Origin of the sequence: Arachidicoccus ginsenosidivorans, from assembly GCF_007971385.1 — a bacterium.
GTDB classification, from domain to species: Bacteria; Bacteroidota; Bacteroidia; order Chitinophagales; family Chitinophagaceae; genus Arachidicoccus; species Arachidicoccus ginsenosidivorans.
On the sequence record NZ_CP042434.1, the window covers coordinates 3,324,122 to 3,345,303 of the forward strand.

Consider the following 21,182-nt stretch of genomic DNA (forward strand, 5'->3'; position numbering starts at 1 on the left):
TTGCCTCCTAATAACAGCGAAGATGGTACAAAGAAAAGTAAAAGCTAGTCAGGTTAAATTTGTAAAATGGAGTGTTTTTTTAACGGTCATGCTGGGGTGTCTGACCCCCTGGGTCAGTGCCGGTATGGCTTTGTTTTTGGGGATCATAATGGCCTGGCTGGGTACTGTTCCCCTGGAAAAATATAGTGGCACTTTTATCAGGTATAGTTTGCAAGTGGCCGTTGTGGGCCTTGGTTTTGGGATTAATTTACAGCAGGCGCTCCGTGCCGGCAAGGAGGGATTTCTGCTAACCTTTTGTTCCATCTTTATTACACTTAGCCTGGGCATTTTACTGGGACGAAGACTAAGGCTAACCACTCGTACTACCATTTTGATTGCGGCCGGGACGGCTATTTGTGGAGGAAGCGCCATCGCTGCCTTGGCGCCGCTACTTGCCGCGAAAAAAGAAGAGATCTCGGTGTCCTTAGGCATCATATTTTTACTCAACGCGCTGGCGCTTTTTATATTTCCCTGGTTGGGCGGCCATTTACATTTAAGCCAGCACCAATTTGGTCTCTGGTCCGCTATTGCCATTCAGGACACCAGTTCCGTTGTAGCAGCAGCTGCAAGTTATGGCAATACTGCCTTAAAAATCGCCACAACGGTCAAACTGGAAAGAGCACTTTGGATTATACCGGTTTCGCTGATCTGCCTGGGGCTGCTTAAAAAAGAAGGCAACAAACAGCCAGCCACAGATAATCATGTTGCAACACAAAGCCGGCCACAGATCCGCATTCCCTGGTTTATATTCCTTTTTTTGCTGGTCATTGTACTGGGGGCTTATTTACCCATAATGCATCACATGGGCAAAGTTGCTTTGCCGGTTGCCGAAAAACTACTCTCTCTGACCCTGTTTTTTATAGGGACTGGTTTTACCAGAAAGGCTATTAAAAAAGTAGGGGTACGCCCCATGGTGCTCGGCGTACTACTTTGGATTTTTATAGCTACATTGTCCTTACTATTTTTGATGCACGGTTTTTAGAGTATCTTTTGAACAAATAATATTTAAGTAACACCTTACAATTGCTTCAAGTAATTAATAATGCCAATAACATCCTGGCTGCCCAGGCCCGCCTCCTGTGCCTTTTGGTAGCTGTCAATAGTCGCATTAGCCACCGGGTAGTCCGCTCCGGCAGCTTTGGCCAGCAGGATATCTTTTAACATCAGATCCAGGGCAAAGGCTGGTGGATACTGCTCACTAATTAACATAGGGGTTTTAATCCTGGTGGCACCGCTACCGCAGGCACTTTGATTGATAATCTCCAGTATATCTTTGCGGTCAACGCCTGATTTATCTGCCAGTAACATGGTTTCAGCAAGCGAGGCATATATAGTAGCTAAATAAGAATTGACTGCGATCTTAGTGGCCAGGCCTTTGCCGTTTTCTCCCAGGTGTTTCACCAGTTTGCCCATTTTCTCCAAATATGGACCTGCGCGCTTGACCGCACTGTTATCTCCCCCTACCATTATAATCAGCGTGCCATCAGCTGCCGGCCCTGTGCTGCCAGCAACCGGTGCATCGATAAAATGACCGCCTTTATGCTTTATTGTAGCGCAAATCTCCAGGGAAGTTGCCACAGAAATAGTACTTAGATCACATAGTAGTTTACCCTGGATATTTTCCTTGATGATCTCTTGGTAAACAGCCTTAACTGCATTGTCATTAGTCAGCATGGTAAAAATGATATCTGCATTTTCCACCAATTCCTGAATTGAGTGACAAACCGTTGCATCCTTGCTGTCAAGGAACCCTGCTGCCTTTTCAGCTGTTCTGTTATAAACAAATAAGGGAAATTTAGCCTTTTGCAGGTTTCGGGCCATAGGAAACCCCATATTGCCCAAACCAATAAAGCCAAGTTTTTCTGATTGCATGTTAATAATTTTTATAAATAGGTATTTTTCAATAGGCCACCAAATTAATGAAAAAAACCTAAAGTTCGTGTACCCGCATAAGGTAGAATGCTGATTTTAATCATAAATTGAAACTAAGATCAGGTGGGAATGGGGTAGCGAAAGAATTACCATAAGTGAAGCAGCGCATTTTATTAAAGGTCAAATTAAAAATCAAATCATAAAAAAACAATAAACTTTTGGTGTTAGTTTAATCTTGCCTAATATTGTATAAGTACTTATATAATATAATATGGCATCCATTTATGAAGATTTGGGTTTTTTAATCCTGGGTAGTCGGCTACGCCGGATGAGCGAATATTTTTGGCGGAAGTCAATAGCGTATATCAGCATCTTGAACTACCCTTTGAAGCTAGCTGGTTCCCTTTGTTTTACCTGCTGGCAAAGGAAAAAGAGCGCAGCATCCGCCAGGTAGCCGATGAGTTAATGACCTCACATTCTGCCATCAGTCAGTTGGTGACTAAGTTAAAAGAAAAAGGATTGATTAAATCCTTTGCGGATGCAAAGGATAAACGGGTACAGATGATTACCCTTACAACAAAAGGTACGCAATTAAAAAATAAACTCTTACCAATTTGGGATGGTATTTCCAAAAGCATGCAGGTTATGGAAGCTTCTTATCCCGAAGTTGCCCATTTTCTGCCAGCAATCGCAAAACTAGAACAGCATTTTGAGGCGCAATCCTTATCATCTATCATTGTAGATGAAGTCGAGAAGGACAAAGGGAATAAAAAGGGTGCCGCATTGACAACGGTGACGAAAAAGGCAAAAGTAAATGGACGTAAGTAGAAGGAAAAAGATTTAAAAATAAGAAGTAAAATAAAGAAAATATAATAAATAGAAATGCGTGCAGCGGGGTATAAGGAGTTTGATAAAATAGCTGTAAATAATTTTTGCAATAGCCGTTCAGTGGATTATAGCTGCCTATAAAGAATAAATAGAGAACCGACAAAGAACCTACAAGCAGTAAAATAAAGACAACGTAATAATCAAAGAATAACCCAATTAGAAGAAAATAATTTATGCAAGTTTTTAAATACGGAGAAGACGCGCTGACAGTGGGACTGGCCATGGACTTAAGCCAGGGACGGATCAAGGGTCAGTTAACAACAGAAGTAATAGAAAAGATTAACCGTAGCAGTGGCTGGGTGCAGCAAATCGTAGAAGAACAGGCGGTTGTCTATGGCATCAATACAGGGTTTGGACCGCTATGCGATACCTTGATTTCTAAAGAACAGACCAAAACCTTACAGCATAATTTATTAAAAAGTCATAGTGTTGGTGTTGGCAGACCCATTGAACTGGTTATTGCTAAACTCATGTTGATTTTGAAATTGCATGCTTTATGCCAGGGCTATTCAGGCATTCAGTTGCAAACAGTGGAGCGGATTTTTTGGATGATTGAACAGGACATGATTCCCGTTGTTCCTGAACAGGGATCTGTAGGTGCTTCTGGTGATCTGGCACCTTTAGCGCATTTATTTTTACCCCTGATCGGAGAAGGGGAAGTTTATTATAAAATTAAAAAGACTTCTTCCCTGATGGCCTTGCAGGCGGCAGGGCTGGAACCTTTATCCCTCAATGCGAAAGAAGGTCTGGCGCTCATTAATGGAACACAGTTTATTGCGGCGCATAGCGTATGGGGGCTCTATCAGTGGCATAACCTGCTGGAGTCCGCAGATATCATTGGCGCATTGTCTCTTGATGGATTGATGGGTTCCATAAAACCTTTTGACCCGAGACTACATGCGATTCGCCCATTTGAGGGCAATCAGTTAGTGGCAGCCCGTCTCAGGACACTTTTAGAAGGATCCGGGATACATAGTGCTCACTTAAATTGTAACAGGGTGCAGGATCCCTATTCACTGCGTTGTATGCCCCAGGTGCATGGAGCTAGCAGAACCGCCTTTCGGCATTTAAAAGAACTGACGCATATTGAGATAAATTCGGTTACGGACAATCCCATTATCTTAGGGTCACTGGATACCATCAGTGGGGGTAATTTCCATGGTGAACCTTTGGCCATTGCGCTGGATTACGCAACTGTGGCCATCCATGAACTGGGCAGTATATCAGAAAGGCGTAGTTACCTGATTATTGAAGGTCGGTACGGATTACCTAAACTACTGATTCAGGACGCAGGGCTAAACTCAGGCTTTATGATTCCACAGTATACGGCAGCTGCGCTGGTTTCAGAGAATAAATCACTTTGCTTTCCAGCCAGTGCAGACAGCATACCTACTTCGCTGGGACAGGAAGACCATGTCTCCATGGGATCCATTGGGTCCAGAAAAATGAACCAGGTTATCCAAAATCTTAAAAATATTCTGGCTGTTGAACTATTATACGGCGCACAGGCAGTAGATTTTAGAAGGCCATTAAAAAGTTCAGTGGCCTTAGAAGCCGTACATGACCTGGTTAGAACTGTCGTCCCCTTTGCAGATAAAGACCGGGTCTTTGGCCTGGATATTAAGGCGCTGCATGATATGATTGATCTAGGGCGCCTTACTCAGTGTGTAAATCAGGCTACTACAGGTAAGGCACCGTCCAATCAATTAACACTTAAAAATAATACGCAATATGGAACATTTGGAATTTACTAGTAAATATGCCCAGCATCCACATTATAAGGCACCCAGAGGCAATCAGCTGCATGCAAAAAGCTGGCAGACAGAAGCTGCTTTAAGAATGCTGCTCAATAACCTGGACCAGGAGGTGGCAGAAAATCCTGAGCAGTTGGTTGTATATGGTGGTATCGGTCAGGCAGCCAGAAGCAAAGAAGCTTTGCAAAAATTATTGAACAATTATTAACCCTTGATGAGGATCATTCTTTATTGATCCAATCAGGTAAACCAGTAGGGATTATTCGTTCGCATCCTGAGGCGCCAAGAGTTTTGCTGGCCAATAGTAATCTCGTGCCCAAGTGGGCGAGCTGGGATCATTTTAATGCGCTTAGAAGCAAGGGGCTTATGATGTTTGGTCAGATGACTGCAGGCAGTTGGATTTATATTGGTACACAGGGCATTGTTCAAGGCACATATGAGACCTTCGCCGCTTGCGGCAGAAAATATTTTAATGGCGATCTTTTGGGAAAACTGGTTGTAACGGCAGGATTAGGCGGCATGGGCGGTGCGCAGCCGCTGGCAGCTACCATGTCAGGAGCTGTTTTGCTGGGGGCAGACGTAGACGCTACCAGGATTCAAAAACGTCTGGATACCCGCTACATAGATAAAATGACCACTGATTTTGATCAGGCCATCCAGTGGGTACGGCAGGCCCAGGCAGCGAAAAAGCCCTTGTCTGTTGGGCTGGTAATGGACGCTGGTGATATGCTGGAAAGGTTATTGGAAGTGGGTATTACCCCTGATATTTTAACCGATCAGACCTCCGCTCATGATCCGATAAATGGCTATATACCCAATGGCTATTCCTTAGAGGAAGCGGCAATACTTAGAAAACAGGATCCTGATACTTACAGAGAAAAATCCATTAAGAGCATGGCGCGCCACGTGCATTTTATGCTGGAATTAATGCATAAAGGAGCCGTAACGTTTGATTATGGCAATAACCTGCGCGCCTTTGCTGAGCAGGGTGGAGAAGCTCGTGCATTTGACTTTCCAGGATTCACCCCGGAATTTATAAGACCCTTATTTTGCGAAGGCAAAGGACCTTTCAGGTGGGTGGCATTATCTGGAGATCCTGGTGATATTTATACAACTGACCAGGCTTTAATAGAAGCTTTCCCCGAAAATAAGCATTTAGTTGACTGGTTAAAAATGGCAGGCGAGCGGATTGCCTTTCAGGGCTTGCCCGCCAGGATCTGTTGGCTGGGTATGGGTGAAAGGGAAAAAGCAGGCCTTATTTTTAATGACCTGGTCAAAACAGGTAAAGTAAAAGCCCCGATTGTCATTGGCAGAGATCATCTGGATTGCGGATCGGTCGCCTCACCCAATAGAGAAACGGAGTCTATGCTGGATGGAAGCGATGCGGTGTCTGATTGGCCGTTGCTAAACCTGATGAGTAATACAGCCGGCGGTGCCACCTGGGTTTCTTTCCATCATGGCGGCGGCGTAGGTATGGGTTACTCGCAGCATGCTGGTATGGTAATCCTGGCGGATGGAACTGATCGGGCGGCGACCTGCATTAAAAGAGTATTGTTTAATGACCCCGCCATGGGCATTTACCGCCACCATGACGCCGGTTACACAAAGGCCACTGAGGTCGCTGAGCAGTTTGGGATAAAAATTTAAGCAAACGGACAAAGTTTATTTATCGTACTGAAAAAAAACTTAATGCAATATGATCCAACCAGATCCTATACAAATAGCTCAAAAGGGAAAGATGCATGCAGCAACGTCAACAGACTCGAAGGATTATACGTTGATAGGTCCTTTTAGTGAGGTCTTGACTTTTAAGGATGCGCCATTAAAAGGACCTTTAAGTGAAAAGGATCTGAGCCTGATAAAGTATGGTGGCATTGTGGTAAGTATAGATGGAACCATTGTGGCAGTGGGGGATTTTGCCTCTTTAAAACAACAATATCTTAAAAAGGACTGTCGTTATTTTCCTATTGAGGGGGAAATGGTTTTGCTGCCGGGCTTTGTTGATGCCCACACCCATATACTTTTTGGAGGCACCAGAGCCAGAGATTATAGTATGCGACTGGAAGGCAAAACTTACCTGGAAATTGCCCAGGAGGGCGGGGGCATCATGGATACGGTTTTGGCCACTAGATCCGCTTCGGATGAAAACCTTATGCAAAGTATGCAAAAGCGGTTACAAAAGATGCTTTTCAGTGGGGTAACAACAGCAGAGGTCAAGTCAGGGTATGGACTAAATATAAATCAGGAATGGCGGTTACTGAAGATACTGAAGCGTCTGCAGCAAACTTCCATTATTGATGTTATCCCTACTTGTCTGGCCGCACATATGAAGCCGCCTGATTATCCAGGTATGAATAGTGACTATTTAGCAGCATTGCAACATAAATTATTACCATTAATAAAGGCGGATCAGTTAGCCAAAAGAATCGATATTTTCGTAGAAGACTCCGCCTTTAACGTAGCGGAGGCGAAGGGGTATTTGACGGCCGCCAAGCAGGCTGGTTTTGATATTACGGTGCATGCCGATCAGTTTACCCCTGGAGGCGCCCGGCTTGCTGCTCAGCTGGGGGCCTGTTCGGCGGATCATCTGGAAGCCAGTACGGATAGAGACATTCAGTTATTGGCTGCGAGTGAGACGGTTGCTACCGTTTTGCCAGGCGCCAGTTTAGGGCTGGGTATACCTTTTGCTCCTGCAAGAAGATTATTGGACGCAGGTGCTGCCGTGGCCATTGCCAGCGACTGGAATCCAGGATCAGCCCCCATGGGGGATCTATTAACTTCAACAGCATTAATATCCGTCTATGAGAAGCTACATTTGGCCGAAGCCCTGGCTGGGATCACTTTCAGGGCCGCCAAAGCCCTGGGCCTTACAGATCGTGGCCGGCTAAAAGTGGGGAGCCTAGCTGATATGCAGGCTTATCCTACAGGAGATTACAGAGATATTTTATATTACCAGGGTCAGTTAAGACCCGCCATAATTTGGAAAAAATCTATATCTTATGATCAGTAATATTTTCTATGAGCTGCCCCAGAAAAGCTGGTGGCAGGGACGTATTGATGGAGACGAGCGAGGTTTGATCCGCCTGCATCAACAGGTGCAGATCATCGAAATCAACGCACTTAAACCAACACCAGGTGTTCGTAATGTTATTTTTTTGGGATTTGCCTCTGATGAAGGGGTGCGCAGAAACCAGGGACGACCCGGCGCGGCAACCGGCCCTTACTTACTTCGAAAGGCCTGCAGTAATCTTCCCGTCCATTATAGTGAAAAGCTCCATTTGTTAGATACGGGCAATATTGCCACCATCAACGGCAGATTGGAAGAAGCACGCAAATATCTGGCACAGGCGGTCTCCTTAATTATTGAAAATGAAGGCTTCCCTATACTTTTGGGCGGCGGTCACGCGATCGTCCAGGGACATTACGCAGGTCTTAAAGCAAAACTTCCCGGGAAAAAAATAGGCATTATTAATTTTGATGCACATTTTGATTTACGGGCGCCAGCTGAGCATGGCCCTAATTCCGGGACTTCCTTTTATGAGATTGCTGAGCAGTGCAAAAAGGATTCGGAACCCTTCAATTATTTAGCTATTGGCATTCAGCGTTCTGCCAATAGCAAAAAACTTTTTGAATGGGCAGGGCAAACAGGAACCAGATTTATTGCCGTAGAACAGATCAATTCGGAGCAGATTACTGAGGCCCAGCAACAAATCGATGATTTTGCCGCAGGGGTGGATGCACTTTATCTGAGTTTTGATCTGGATGTATTTGTCAGCGCCATTGCTCCTGGTGTTAGTGCGCCTAGTGCTACAGGCATCTTCTACGATGGTAACTTCAGACGTCTTTTGAAGGCTTGCTTTGACAGTGGTAAGGTGATTTCCATGGATATTGCTGAGCTGAATCCTGTATATGATCTGGACAACAGAACGGCCAAGTTAGGGGCACAGATCATCTTTGATAGCTTACTGGCACTGGATGAAACCTATAGTGCAACGGACAGCATGAGTGGCCCAAATAGCTAACGATGGAATATGCTTCAGTTGCTAATATTTAATTTCAGATTATTTTTGACCGAAAACTTAAATTTAAAACTGATTTTAGTCATTCTTGTGTTATGGCAAGATTCTCAGAATGGCTTATTGTTATTTATGATTGCAAAACCTTTTATTGTTGAGTGGAACCAATTGGGAGCTGCTTACTTTTTTTGGAAAAAATCGTTTGTAAATTGATGTCGAGGGTGTCCAAAGGTTCGCTATTATAAAATCCCCAGTCTTGTAAGTTTAACTGTTTTGAAGATACTGTAGTTAGATGAACAGACACTCGTAAGTGTTTCCAATCGGGAAGGAAAGAGTAAACCTTATGGAACTAAATTTAAGTAAAAGATGGCATTTGCATTGAAAAGAATTGTTAGAGAAGTATAACTCTGCAGGAGAAGGATATCTATCACATTGCATTTTTTTTCTATTCATTTTGTGTCGCTGTTGTGCTTTTATCACCTTTATAAATTATCGTCTGTATCAATGCATCAATAAATTGGGCATTAGATGGATAAGTATTTTTTAATTTTTTAATTCTGTGATAACTTCCTCCTTACTCGAAATTTTACTTTTTAATTCGTAAAAATCATAATAAATATCCTCTCCATTATTATCAGGGGCAATATTATTTGACTTGATATAGTTTTTACAGAATTTGCAGCTTTATGAAAATTTATTTTTTGATTTAAGTAGTCGCCTTTCTTTTCATAAGATTTTGCCTTAAAAAATGACCTCCACATTTGCTTTTTATATGAATATTTAAAATCATAAATATTTAAGCTATTTACGAAATCGTAGCCCCTTTTATAATATTTTAAATTTAAAAGGATTGAGATTTTTAGTTCCACTGCTCCTATTCTTGTGCTGGGACATTCTAAGGCAGAATTGGTTTGTACTAAAATATTTAAGAGGTCCTTTTTAGAAGTATCATTATTCAACAAATGTTTATTGTATACGCTCTGCGCATACCTTAAATGTCCTATGCAATCTTTCTTCTTGTTGGATAAACAACTCGCAAAAGAAATTAAAAAAGCGGTCATAATTATGTATATATAATAAATGCGCATATGTAATATTTTGTATGTTATTCAGTTTAACCTATGCTATAGTCAGAATAATTAATAAGGAAGATATACATGGTGATATTTTAAAGGGTAACTCCCTCCAGGCCGGCTTAGTCGCACAATTTTTTTGCAGGGAAATTCTCTCAAGGCTTTTGGGTCTATTTAAAATGCATTGTTGTATTAATTCCTTTTTTAATAACACTCTATATTAGATTGTATGTTGTTGTTTATGTACGATTCAGTGTTGACAATATTTGAAAATGAGAGTTTGTGCTTATCTCATAAAATAATAAACTAGCAACCCTAGTGGCAATAATAAAATTAGTTCTATTATAATTGCTACCTTGATGCTTATATTTCCTCGTAAAATTATTAATATGCAGTTGAATACAGTGAAATAATTAATTAAATTATTAAAATTTAGGATTCCATTGCCTAAAAATGTATTTATATTTTTAATTTGTTGGATGGTAAAATAACTACTTACAATAATCCAAATAATACATCCAATTGCACTTATACATAAAAATGGAAGCAATTGCTTTTTAGAATCTTTCATTTGTTCCTCCTATAAATGTTTTTGTTGAAATGTCATAATATTCTGTAGTTTCAAATGTTCCTTGGCCGCCTATTGTTGCTGTGCTTTCTGTACGCTTGATAATATTAATTCCTTTGCCAATATCATTTGGATGAATGATATGATAATTTGATAGAATTTTCGCTAAATCTTTTATTTGACTTGCAAATTGAATTGATCGTAATTGTAGTATAGTTGTAATGGCTGTTGCTGTTGAAAGATTCATTTTTTATGATTGAAAAGTATTTTGAGAAAATCTTTGTATTCTTTGATTGATTTTAGAGTAAGGATAGATCCGCCAGTCAGATTAGTTATTGCTGAATAATAATCTTTTAAACTCTCAAGATCATTTGTCATCCTTTGGAATTACTGCTCCAATTGACTGTTGGGTACAATTCTTTTTGTCGTATTACTTGAGTGCCCCATCGAAGCATAACTTTTTTCTTGTATTTGATAATAATTTATGCAATTGTAAAAGTCTTTGTAATGATGTGTTTGCGCTATTGACGTTTATCGTTATATCTTGTGACTCATTTGGGTTAAAATTGTATATTTTGGCCTACGCTAATTGGCTATTTTAAGAAAAAATATACAAGCCAACATATAGGGATTAATAATACGATCTCGAATACAATAGTTAACACTATTGATATATTTTTTTTTAGAATAAGTATTATAAAATTTGCTAACAGGAAATAATTATATAATTTATTAAGTGTAATGCCGTGTCCCATAAATTTATTGATTGCACTTATTTGCTGATACTCTAACGATCCTTGAACTTGCAACCAAATAAACATTCCAGTAGCGCATACAATTATTATCCATATTTCTTTTCTTTTAATAGCTTTCATTTGCACCTCCTAAATATTTTTTTGTTGAAACATCATAATATTCGGTATTTTCAATTGCTCCTTGGCCGCCCATTGTTCCTGTGCTTTCTGTATGCTTGATAATATAAATTCCTTTGCCAATATCATTTGTATGAATAATATGATAATTTGATAGAATTTTCGCTAAATCATTTATTTGACTTGTAAATTGAATTGATCGTAATTGTAATATAGTTGCAATGGCTGTTGCTGTTGAAAGATTCATTTTTCTATGTTTGAAAAGTATTTTGAGCAAATCTTTGTATTCTTTGATTGATTTTAGGGTTAGAATAGATTCGCCAGTTAGATCAGTTATTGCTGAATAATAATTCTTTAGACTCTCAAGATTATCCATCATCCTTTGGAATTCCTGCTCTAATTGACTATTGGGTACTATTCTTTTTGTCGTATTACTAGAGTGCCCCATAGAAGCATAACTTTTTTCTTGTATTTGGTAATAATATAAGCCATTGTAAAAGCCTCCTTGTAATGATGTGTTTGCCACATTGACGTTTATCGTTACATCTGGTAACTCATTTGGGTTATCAAGATTAAAGCCAGGTGTTTTTTCTGGAGACGTTGTAATAACGGTGTCTAAGCCTAAAAAATCGTTGAATAATATAGGGTTGTTAGTGGCAAAGTCATAGGGAGAGAGATTATTTGATAAATTTCCAAGTGGATCTTGTTGTATAAATCTCCCTATTTGCGGATCGTAAGTTCTAAACTGTGTGGAATAATAGTTTAATTCTAAATCTTCCTGTAATTCAGAACCGTCATTAAAGAGATACTTATTGTGCAATGAACCATAATTTGTAACACCGATTGCTTTCTGCTCCAGTCCAAAGGGATAATAGCTGTTTACTTCTAGTATTGGACTTGCTACGTTATAATCATCCGTAATAACCATACGTGTATTACCTAGATGGTCCTTTAGGTAATAATCATAAACAAAGCTACTTCCTACTGGTCGTACCCTTCCTTGTGGTGTGCCAAAGAACTTCAGCGTATCATTTTGGTAAATGGAAGACTCCAGATAGGTGGTTGTGATAGTTACCCCACCTTGTAGTGTCTTTTTCTGCAATTTATTACCAGCTGCATCATAGATATAGCTGATTGTACCTTTACCTGTTAGGGTAATACGCTGAGGTAAATTTAAAATATTATAGACAATCCCGGAAATCTTTTTATTTGCATCTGAGATTAAATTGCCATTGGCATCATAGGTATAATCAGTTGCCGAGGCTGCTTTCGTACCTGTATAGTGAAAATCGCCCAGGGTAGTGGAGGCGTCATTAGACGCGTCCACTACATTTTTAAGCTGATTGCTGCTGGTGTTGTAATGATAAGTTAGTTGGTCAATCAAGGCTGAAGTACTTCCTGATTTTAAACCATACTGATTCATTGTCAGCATATTGCCATTATGGTCATAGCTCAGGTTAGAGACGCTATAATTGACATTGGCCGTAGAGAACCCACCAGCCTTATACTGTCCAAAGGCCGCTGTCGTCAATCTGTTGGCTTTATCATAGGTAAAATCATATTTTCTGACCTTTTGGTCATTTGCTGTTTTCCAGACCATGCCTGTGATATTGCCCGTATACTGAGCGGCCAGATAGCTTTTGCCCTGGATCAGGTTATTATTTACCTTATCATAGCCCAGGTCAAAACCAAAGTAATGGGTCGCCGGAAAGCTAACACTCTGCACATCCATGGAGCTCTCCGTGAACATCTCTCCTGAGACCGTCAGAGCGGATATGGTAGTGGTGGTACTATCCATGGAGCCAGCATCCCTGACATAGGGTCTGTTAATACCTAATAGCCATCCTCTTGCATTGTATTCGTAATACTGGGATTCCAGCGGTGTGGTGCTGTAGGTGGTGGCAGAAGATCTTCTATGTCCTAAATAAAGCTTCTTCAGTTGGCCGAGGCTTCCATACTGCTGCGTAGAGAGTGTTGTATAGCTGGAGGGCATGGTTTTGGCGCCCCATCTGCTGTCGGTTTGCTTTACCTCCGTTTTTATAGGCCGCCAAAGCTTATCATAGGATATTTTGGTCACTAAAACCGCCGTGTCGGGTCTGGTGCCCAATTTAGATTGCCAGTTTATGCTGACCAGGGGCTGACCAGACCAGCTATATTGTGTGGAGTAAATAGTAAGGCCGCCAGTAATATTGCTCTTCTGCGTCTGTATGACCCGGCCTTTTTTATCATAGATATTGATTGTGGTAATAAAGGTCAGTGGGCTGACATCCAGTACTTTAGTTCTGGTCCAGGTAACTTTCCCTTTGGTGTTTACAGGTGTGGTGGCGGTAATCTGCTGCGGTAATTGGGCATAAGGGAACGTGTTGTTAGAGGCTGGCATTAAATAGCTGGTCCAGGTGCTTTTGTAGGAGGCCGATAAGCCTGTTGGCATCGCTATACCAGAGTAGTCATCATAATGTGTTGCTGTCAGTAGGTTCGCTGCTGTAATATCTGCTGTTCTGTAACTTTCACTACTCGATGCTGCAGACAAAATGGAGGTGAAGGTCACACCTGGCAGGCTGTCCAGCCAGGTAGAGTCGATCCGGTTAAAGTTGTCATATTTAGTGCCAATCCAGAGGCTGCTGGGCCGCATATCTGCGTCTTGATTTATAACCAGTCTATTTCTGGCATCGTAGGCCATATAAACGGCACCGGCACCAGGGAGCTGTTTGATGACCATTCTTCCCTTGCTGTCATATTCATACCTGAAGCACTGCTGAGCTAGCAGTGTGGAGGAGAGCACCCAGCTGCCATGTGCCATGGCAGCAACCCCATCCGGTTGAATGACACAGCGTAGGTCACCCAGGTTATCAAATATGTAATAAGTACAAAGCCAGCCTTCATAAGCAGGTGTGCTACCGGAACCGTCATCAGATGCAGCTGTAAGCTGTACTTTTTTTAAGATGACCTGCCCTGATTTATTTTTGTATTCTATCTCCTGGTGACCTGCCTCATCTAATAGGACTGTTTTATAAAGGGTTCCCGCTGAGTAATATCCGGTGCTGGTTGGCGTGCTGAGCCCAGCTCCCGGAGTGGACTGAAATCCAATCTGCCATATTCTGACAGAATCCTTTACTGTATTTACAGCGTAATGGTGTTTAACGGAGTGTCTGGCGGCAGGGGAGGCTTGTCCAGCAGTTCCTGCCCAGCTGTCTCCTGGCGCAAATGACTCTAATGTCCTGCTTAGTGGAGACTGTTCATATAAAGGGATACTACGGGCGTTTAAACCGTTTTCGCCTTGTCCAGAGTCGGGGCTATTGATGCTGTTGTAAAAAGCTGGTTGCTTCGATAGGGCATCTATTTTGTAGCTGCCATCTTTTGTCGTTGCTACATAAGGCAAAAGGGCTGCGCTATCTCTTCCATAGCCGTCATAGAGGTGGAGACTGACGATGTCACCTGTAGTTCCCGTTCGGCTATTCAATGAGCTTTTCTTCTGTATGGTCTGAGTTGGTCTGCCCAGTCCGTCAAAATACTGGATCGTCATCGGCGCATCACTGAGAGGTCGTGTAGTGAAAACTGCTGAATCGCTCTCTGGGGCTAGCCCCTTTTGCGTAATGATATAATTATAAGCGGAGCTAATATTAGAGGGTTCTGCCGGAATGACATCTATATGTGAAGTAATGGAATAAGCAGATTGAGCTCCACTGGTTGATTTTAGCCTATACCAGTGATTACGGGTAATATTCACCGGTAAATATTTTAAGATGGTGGCACCTGCAATATCAACCCATTCGCTATTAGTGGCAGCGGAGCTGTCCTGCCACTGATAAGTAATGGTACCGCTTCCACCGGTAGATGGTTGTGCTTTTAGGGTGTCCATGGAGTTGCCTCCATATGGCGCAAGAGAAACATCTGGTTCCATGGCTCCAGGTATAATAGGAGGTGCCACTTCAACGGCAAAGGTATTGGTGGTGATAACATTGATACCTCCATCGACAATTACCCTAAATAATGCACTTTCTGTGAGGCTTGGTGAGGTGTGCGATGGACTTGAATTACTTGCAAAGGTCGACCAGGTATAGCCCTCATTATAAGAAACCTGCCATTGATAGCTAAAGGCATATTGTGCAGCGCCATATACAATGTCTGCATAAAGCTCTACCGTGTTGCCAGGAGTAATGCTGCTGGGATAGCCATCTAATGATGCAGCACTAAGGCCTGCAGTCACCATGACATCCAATTCAGCAGAAAGGTAGGTGCCTGTGACCTCAATATATGCAGTTCCGAAAGACTCCGGTCCATCTAGTGGCTGGTTGAAACGAATGGTAGCCTGGGTGGAGGAAGAGGATAATACAGTACCACCTGTGACATTCCATACGGCATTAGAAATATTAGTATTTAACGTATAGACATAATCCAGACCGGCTACAGGCTCCGATTCGCCATTAATGGTCTGCCCGAAGCAGCAACAGCTAAGCCCAATAAAGAGTACTGACAAGAGAAACCTTCCAAAAATATTTAAAATGCATCTATTAAACTTAAGGAGTTCTTTAAAATTAAATATATCATTCATAAGGCAGACAGTTTATGGGTTTACATTATGATAGGAGTGTGTCTCCAAAATATTGCCCTCATTATCTCTTATGGAGATCAGGCGTCCTAATGAATCGTACGAGTAATATTGCAAGGTTCCGTCAGGTCCCTGTTCACTGGTAACGCCAATGCCTGGTAAATAGGTATAAGTCCAAATCCGGGCACCGGGTAAGCCTGTTCTCAATGCGTCTAACGCGCCGCGCATGCTTTGATCGGATATACTACTGTTATTTAAAGCAGCGTCACTGACTAGTTGAAATGCGGACTGATAACTGGCTCCTATTATTTTGGCTACCGGGTAAAGACCGTTATACCCCCAGAGATAAGAAGTGAGCACGCCATCATCTCCTTTTTGTTCTGTGATATGACCATGATTGTCATAGGCGAGTACTTCTGTCTTTTTAAAGTCAGCTCCCGCTCTGTGAGCGAAGTAAATGGCACCAGGCAATGGATAAGATCCCAGGTAGCGAAATTCCTGACGGGCGGTATGCATAAGAACGCCATCCGTGCTGTCTTTTTGTTCTACGGGAAAACCTATTCTATTGTTGCTGGTAAGTGTGGAAAGCATCGAAGATTGGGTTGCATCATAGCCAGGCAAACCACTTTGAAAGGGGTACCAAAAATGCCTGGTTTGATTAAGTCCCCTGCTGTCAATGGTTGTTGAACTGGAGGGCTGGAGGTGCTGTCCCTCATATTGGTAAGTAGTAGAGGTAATTACCTTTCTGGAGGTGTATTGATCATCATATAGGGTATCTGTTTCTTTGATTAGTTTAAGTCCACCACAGATAATCGTAAAGCTTACATGCGGAAATTTGTCCTGGCCATTCACCGGCAGTTGTAGATTTAACAGCTGGGATTCAATGGGGGAATACCAGTTCAGATAAGTTTGTGCAGCCGGTATGTGATTGGTAATAAAGGCACTGTATTCAAAATGTTGACTTTTAACAGGGATGTAACTGCCTGTCTGGTATTTATAAACTGAGATTGAATAAAGTTTTATATTCCTCCAGGCATCTCTGCCATCGGCAACGAGTGGCGTCATCGCCACTCCTGGAGAAACTGTATTAGAATTTATATTATAAGAATAGATGGTCTTGCCTAAAGGAAGTTTGTTTTTACCAGACAAGCTATATTCTGTTACGGTAGGGTAGAGCACAGCTGCGCCATTACTATATGCATTGTTTAGAAAAGGCTTGGCATTCAGATAGGTAATTTTTCTAAGGTGTCGTTGGGCTGATCAATACCTGCCGTATTTATATATTGCTGGTACATAAAATTATAATCTGCCTGATTATTTTTGGTAACACCGTAACCATTCTCTCCCCCCGTTCCATAGGTATACTTTTTAATCAAGGAGTCCTGTCCTGCTGCTGTTATATAATGAATGGTTTTAATGCGTACTCCTCCGCCCCTATTATCTTATCCGGTGTGACGAATGACTCATACCGGTTCTGTTCAAATTCGAAATGGGCTTTTCCACCTGTAGGATAACTGATGGTTGAGATGAGGCCTTTTAAAGCCTCGGTGGATTGGCTGGTATCTTCCTGATAGCTACCCTGGGCCATCCATATGGGGGTTACATCTGCAGTTCCGATTATACTATCATCTGGATCTGCAGTAGGCGATCCAGTGAACCATCTGTAGCTGTCAATTTTATTAGGAACCCTGGGTACATTCAGATCTCCTCTGTAATCTTTGCGGTAGTCCCAGTAATCCGTATTGTAGCCGCTATAAACACCCAAGTCATCTGTATTGTAGGTAAATCCGTAGCGTAGCGCAGGTCCATTACCATCCATACCATGGATCGTCAAAGAATCCAGAAAAAATCGCTTGCAGTAAATATTATATTAGGAGGAAGTTATAAAGGGTGGTGTAACACTTAAATCAGTAGTCAGATGCTGTTTAAGGGTAATTTGTTTTATCTGCCTACCAGCTAATCGGTATATAAGGGGTTATTTTGGGCTGCATTTTGGACTCCCTGGTCATTTTCGTCCGTGATGACTTACTCATTATTATTTTATATACTTAATAAGGGGGCGTTTGTACGAAGGCGGGTCTTTAAGGCTAAATTTTGGTCTTGCACGGGTACTTTTTATTGACTTTTTTACCCATGCAGCAATTAAGACGCTTGCCAAAAAATATCTGCAGATTTACTGCCAAATAGCTAACGATTGGTAGAATATAGGGGTCAGTTGCAAATAACCCAGTATATTTGCACTTCTAAAGTCAACATTTTAAATAACATTACAGTATGGAATACAGGATTGAAAAGGATACGATGGGCGAGGTGAAAGTGCCGGCCCAGGCGTATTGGGGTGCGCAGACACAGCGCAGTATCGATAATTTTAAAATAGCGGCAGACATCAATAAGATGCCAAAAGAAATTATTGCTGCATTTGCTTATCTGAAAAAAGCAGCCGCATTGACCAATGAGCAGCTGGGCGTATTACCTAAAGAAAAAGCAGATTTGATCGCTCAGGTCGCCGATGAAGTGCTGGCGGGGCAGCTCCTGGATCAATTTCCACTTGTTGTCTGGCAGACCGGCAGTGGTACGCAGAGTAATATGAACGCCAATGAGGTCATCGCCTACAGAGCTCATGTACTTCATGGTGGTCAGCTGACCGATAAAGAAAAGTTCTTACATCCCAATGATGATGTCAATAAGAGTCAGTCCTCTAACGATACTTTCCCAACAGCGATGCATATCGCTGCTTATAAGATCCTGATTGAAAATACCATCCCGCACCTCACCGAGTTGCGTGACACCTTGAAGAAAAAAGCGGAAGACTTTAAAAAAGTAGTTAAAATCGGCAGAACCCATTTTATGGATGCCACCCCACTTACGCTTGGACAGGAGTTCAGCGGCTATGCAGCCCAGCTGACACATGGCCTGAAAGCCATTCAAAATACACTGGCGCATTTAAGTGAACTGGCACTGGGCGGAACCGCGGTAGGAACCGGTATCAATACGCCTAAAGGCTACGCTAAACTGGTAGCAGAAAAAATTGCAGAACTTACAGGCCTGCCATTTATTACCGCAAATAACAAATTTGAAGCCCTGGCAGCACATGACGCCATCGTGGAAGCCCATGGTGCCTTAAAAACAGTGGCTGTGAGTCTGATGAAAATTGGCAATGATATCCGGATGTTGTCCAGTGGACCTAGAAGCGGTATCGGAGAGATTCATATTCCGGATAATGAACCTGGTTCCTCTATTATGCCGGGCAAAGTGAATCCTACCCAGTGCGAAGCATTAACCATGATTGCTGCACAAGTCTTAGGTAATGATGTGGCGATAAATATTGGTGGCGCGACCGGTCATTTTGAACTCAATGTGTTTAAACCGATGATGATCTATAACTTCCTGCATAGTGCACGATTGATTGGCGATGGCTGCAAGAGCTTTAATGATAAATGTGCTGTTGGAATTGAGCCCATAGAAGCCAATATTAAAAAGCATGTGGATAATTCCCTGATGCTGGTTACAGCGCTCAACCCTAAAATAGGTTATTACAAAGCCGCAGAAATCGCCCAAACTGCCCATAAAAATGGTTCCACACTCAAGGAAACAGCAGTAGCACTTGGCTATCTGACCCCTGAACAGTTCGATGAGTGGGTGGTACCGGTAAACATGTGTGGTGATATTGACTAACACGGTTTCAAGACCATACACCGCATAGAAAAAAAGCGCGATCTAATTAGGCAGGTATGCCCGATTTTAGATCGCGCTTTTTTATTGGTTGAGTTAAATAAAAGGCTCAGCCATTTTGTTTATGGCATGGATTTGATATTCACCGTACTGGTGCTATGCGGTTCATCGCCCGTATTGTTTTCCTGTTGGATATTGAGCGTTGGATTTAACTCCTGCGGTAAGTCAGCCTTTTGATCTGAAGGCTGCCCGTGCTCTTTTTTACCCATATCCGGAAAGAATTTACGCTGGAATAGCAGCAGCATAAAAAAGCTAAAGGAGATATAGAAATCTGCCAGGTTAAAGACAGGATCAAAAAAAGTAAATTCCTTACCGCCCCAAAAAGGCACCCAGTTTGGAAGCACCGTATCAATCATCGGGAAATACAGCATATCTACCACGCGGCCATGTAAAAAGTGGGCATATCCGCCACTTGGAGGGAACAGCTGCGCTACATGATGACTGCCCAGGTGACTGGCATTGAAAATCAAGCCATAGAACATACTATCAATCAGATTGCCTGCGGCACCTGCGTATATTAGGCTAACACAGATAATAAATCCTTTATGGGCTTTTTTCCGAATCAGATTACGGATGTAAAACGTACCCCAGATTACAGCTACCAATCTGAAAAGCGTCAGCGCAATTTTGCCAAAAGAACCGCCAAATTGAAGTCCCCAGGCCATGCCCTCGTTTTCAACAAAATGGAGCCGAAACCAGTCACCCAGTATCTTATGCTCTTCGCCCAGATAATAATGTGTTTTGATATAAATCTTAAAAGCCTGGTCAATAAAGAGTAACAGTATAATGAGTCCTGCAATATGTTTCCCCTTGATGGTCGACGATTTCAATGTTAATTTTTTAATGCACTTAAAATTACCGCAAAGTTAATAGAAATTCAGCTGCCCACACCTGCTGTCCATTTATTTTTGGCTAAGTAGGCGCCTTTGGTTGCCTTTTGATAACCACCCTGCTATATGTCTACGGTATTACTCTGCGTGAATTTACAAAAAAAACTGTCCAAAGACGTTAAAAAATAGCTATTACGAGATTATTGGACCAAACGAACTAGCATGCTAACCAGCCATTTATTGCAAATGGCGTAAAGATTGGCTGGCTTAAACGCACAGATTGGAATGTTGGACAATAAAATTATCTGTTATCCCTGTGCTTTTTTTGCCCAAAAAACAGACATGCTTAAATTAGGCACGCTTCATTCAAATAGATAAACAAGCTTATCAAGGGCTTATTTTAGCATTTTGGCATTAAGTTTAAGAATAATATAGCGGATCAAAAAGTAGCCGATAATGGCACCCAGGCCATCGGCTAACATATCTTCATAGGAAAATGACCTGGAGTGATTGGTGCAATATTTCTGAATAAACTCCATAATGATACCATAAGCCGTGGCAATCAGTACCATAAAAACAAGTCTGGTCTTTACAAAGGTGAAAGGAAGTTTACGATAGGCGAGTCCAAAGAAAAATACGACACCACCAAACAGCCCCATATGGACAATCTTATCCTCAAATGGAATGCGCATATCCACCTTGGCAAAATCCTTACCAGGCAAAGTCAGTAAGATAAATATGATGAGCAGCCAGATAATAAAAGGGATAAACTCAATCAGACTGGGTCGCTTTAAAAGGGTCGGTTGTTGACTCAAAATCAATTTGTTTTATTCATTCAATCATTTCCAACTGCTAGTTTCTGATGAAAAGGGTAAACGCAATAAAAAGTACTGCGATTTGATCCTAGAAGAGCAGCTTTGAACCCGGAAAATCCATTTTTAAATTGTATAACTTAAGTAGTTCAGACTAAAATCAGGCCAAAATTATCG

Annotated in this window: 14 protein-coding genes and 1 pseudogene; 7 read left to right on the forward strand and 8 right to left on the reverse strand. The window is 41.8% G+C overall.

The features are described 5' to 3' along the window. Positions 1–22 precede the first annotated feature (22 nt). Positions 23–1,021 carry a YeiH family protein gene (locus tag FSB73_RS13295; RefSeq protein WP_146783029.1) on the forward strand — a complete coding sequence of 333 codons (999 nt, stop codon included), beginning with the start codon at positions 23–25 and terminating at the stop codon, positions 1,019–1,021. A gap of 35 nt (positions 1,022–1,056) precedes the next feature. Here the strand turns inward: FSB73_RS13295 and FSB73_RS13300 are convergent, their stop codons facing one another. Next, positions 1,057–1,911 (reverse strand): NAD(P)-dependent oxidoreductase, encoded by an 855-nt coding sequence (locus tag FSB73_RS13300; RefSeq protein WP_146783032.1) that lies wholly within the window; start codon positions 1,909–1,911, stop codon positions 1,057–1,059. Between the two features lie 342 nt (positions 1,912–2,253). Here FSB73_RS13300 and FSB73_RS13305 point away from each other — a divergent pair, with 342 nt between their 5' ends. The 5 genes and pseudogenes from FSB73_RS13305 to hutG all read left to right on the forward strand — a co-directional run bounded on the left by FSB73_RS13305 (position 2,254) and on the right by hutG (position 8,575). Further along, positions 2,254–2,739, forward strand: a complete 486-nt coding sequence (locus FSB73_RS13305; RefSeq protein ID WP_158639544.1) for a MarR family winged helix-turn-helix transcriptional regulator — start codon at positions 2,254–2,256, stop codon at positions 2,737–2,739. Positions 2,740–2,972: 233 nt separating this feature from the next. Next, positions 2,973–4,553: a histidine ammonia-lyase gene (hutH, locus tag FSB73_RS13310; RefSeq protein WP_146783038.1), complete on the forward strand. Its 1,581-nt coding sequence runs from the start codon at positions 2,973–2,975 to the stop codon at positions 4,551–4,553. An 85-nt stretch (positions 4,554–4,638) separates the two neighbouring features. After that, a pseudogene (gene hutU / locus FSB73_RS13315) lies at positions 4,639–6,200 on the forward strand (urocanate hydratase). A 49-nt stretch (positions 6,201–6,249) separates the two neighbouring features. Continuing rightward, entirely contained in the window at positions 6,250–7,563 is a 1,314-nt protein-coding gene (hutI, locus tag FSB73_RS13320; RefSeq protein ID WP_225973994.1) for an imidazolonepropionase, read from the forward strand. Further along, on the forward strand, positions 7,553–8,575 hold the full coding sequence (hutG, locus tag FSB73_RS13325) for a formimidoylglutamase (RefSeq protein ID WP_146783041.1): 1,023 nt from the start codon (positions 7,553–7,555) through the stop codon (positions 8,573–8,575). Before hutI ends, hutG begins: the two co-directional genes overlap by 11 nt. A 1,624-nt stretch (positions 8,576–10,199) precedes the next feature. On the opposite strand, the gene FSB73_RS13330 is transcribed toward hutG, so the two are convergent. The 5 genes from FSB73_RS13330 to FSB73_RS13345 form a co-directional block, all read right to left on the reverse strand. Then, a complete protein-coding gene (locus tag FSB73_RS13330; protein ID WP_146783044.1) occupies positions 10,200–10,457 on the reverse strand; it encodes a hypothetical protein in 258 nt (85 codons plus the stop codon). A 614-nt stretch (positions 10,458–11,071) separates the two neighbouring features. Then, on the reverse strand, positions 11,072–15,634 hold the full coding sequence (locus FSB73_RS13335; protein WP_146783047.1) for a DUF6443 domain-containing protein: 4,563 nt from the start codon (positions 15,632–15,634) through the stop codon (positions 11,072–11,074). A gap of 12 nt (positions 15,635–15,646) precedes the next feature. Further along, positions 15,647–16,780 carry a hypothetical protein gene (locus tag FSB73_RS13340; RefSeq protein ID WP_158639545.1) on the reverse strand — a complete coding sequence of 378 codons (1,134 nt, stop codon included), beginning with the start codon at positions 16,778–16,780 and terminating at the stop codon, positions 15,647–15,649. Positions 16,781–16,854: 74 nt separating this feature from the next. Continuing rightward, positions 16,855–17,007, reverse strand: a complete 153-nt coding sequence (locus FSB73_RS23310) for a hypothetical protein (protein ID WP_158639546.1) — start codon at positions 17,005–17,007, stop codon at positions 16,855–16,857. A gap of 20 nt (positions 17,008–17,027) precedes the next feature. After that, positions 17,028–17,450, reverse strand: coding sequence for a hypothetical protein (locus tag FSB73_RS13345; protein WP_146783053.1), 423 nt, complete (start codon positions 17,448–17,450; stop codon positions 17,028–17,030). A 455-nt stretch (positions 17,451–17,905) separates the two neighbouring features. On the opposite strand from FSB73_RS13345, the gene fumC reads away from it, so the two are divergent. Continuing rightward, positions 17,906–19,306, forward strand: a complete 1,401-nt coding sequence (gene fumC / locus FSB73_RS13350; RefSeq protein WP_146783056.1) for a class II fumarate hydratase — start codon at positions 17,906–17,908, stop codon at positions 19,304–19,306. 119 nt (positions 19,307–19,425) lie between these two features. Here the strand turns inward: fumC and FSB73_RS13355 are convergent, their stop codons facing one another. Both FSB73_RS13355 and FSB73_RS13360 read right to left on the reverse strand, forming a co-directional pair. Then, a complete protein-coding gene (locus FSB73_RS13355; protein ID WP_146783059.1) occupies positions 19,426–20,193 on the reverse strand; it encodes a lipoprotein signal peptidase in 768 nt (255 codons plus the stop codon). A gap of 395 nt (positions 20,194–20,588) precedes the next feature. Continuing rightward, a complete protein-coding gene (locus FSB73_RS13360) occupies positions 20,589–21,008 on the reverse strand; it encodes a VanZ family protein (protein ID WP_158639547.1) in 420 nt (139 codons plus the stop codon). Positions 21,009–21,182 lie beyond the last annotated feature (174 nt).

Excerpts from the sequence above, each read along its gene's own strand:
- FSB73_RS13335 (WP_146783047.1), bottom strand. The coding sequence starts at position 15,634 with ATGAATGATATATTTAATTTTAAAGAACTCCTTAAGTTTAATAGATGC.
- FSB73_RS13300 (WP_146783032.1), bottom strand. The coding sequence starts at position 1,911 with ATGCAATCAGAAAAACTTGGCTTTATTGGTTTGGGCAATATGGGGTTT.
- hutI (WP_225973994.1), top strand. The coding sequence starts at position 6,250 with ATGATCCAACCAGATCCTATACAAATAGCTCAAAAGGGAAAGATGCAT.
- fumC (WP_146783056.1), top strand. The coding sequence starts at position 17,906 with ATGGAATACAGGATTGAAAAGGATACGATGGGCGAGGTGAAAGTGCCG.
- hutH (WP_146783038.1), top strand. The coding sequence starts at position 2,973 with ATGCAAGTTTTTAAATACGGAGAAGACGCGCTGACAGTGGGACTGGCC.
- FSB73_RS13295 (WP_146783029.1), top strand. The coding sequence starts at position 23 with ATGGTACAAAGAAAAGTAAAAGCTAGTCAGGTTAAATTTGTAAAATGG.
- FSB73_RS13345 (WP_146783053.1), bottom strand. The coding sequence starts at position 17,450 with ATGGATGGTAATGGACCTGCGCTACGCTACGGATTTACCTACAATACA.
- FSB73_RS13330 (WP_146783044.1), bottom strand. The coding sequence starts at position 10,457 with ATGAATCTTTCAACAGCAACAGCCATTACAACTATACTACAATTACGA.
- hutG (WP_146783041.1), top strand. The coding sequence starts at position 7,553 with ATGATCAGTAATATTTTCTATGAGCTGCCCCAGAAAAGCTGGTGGCAG.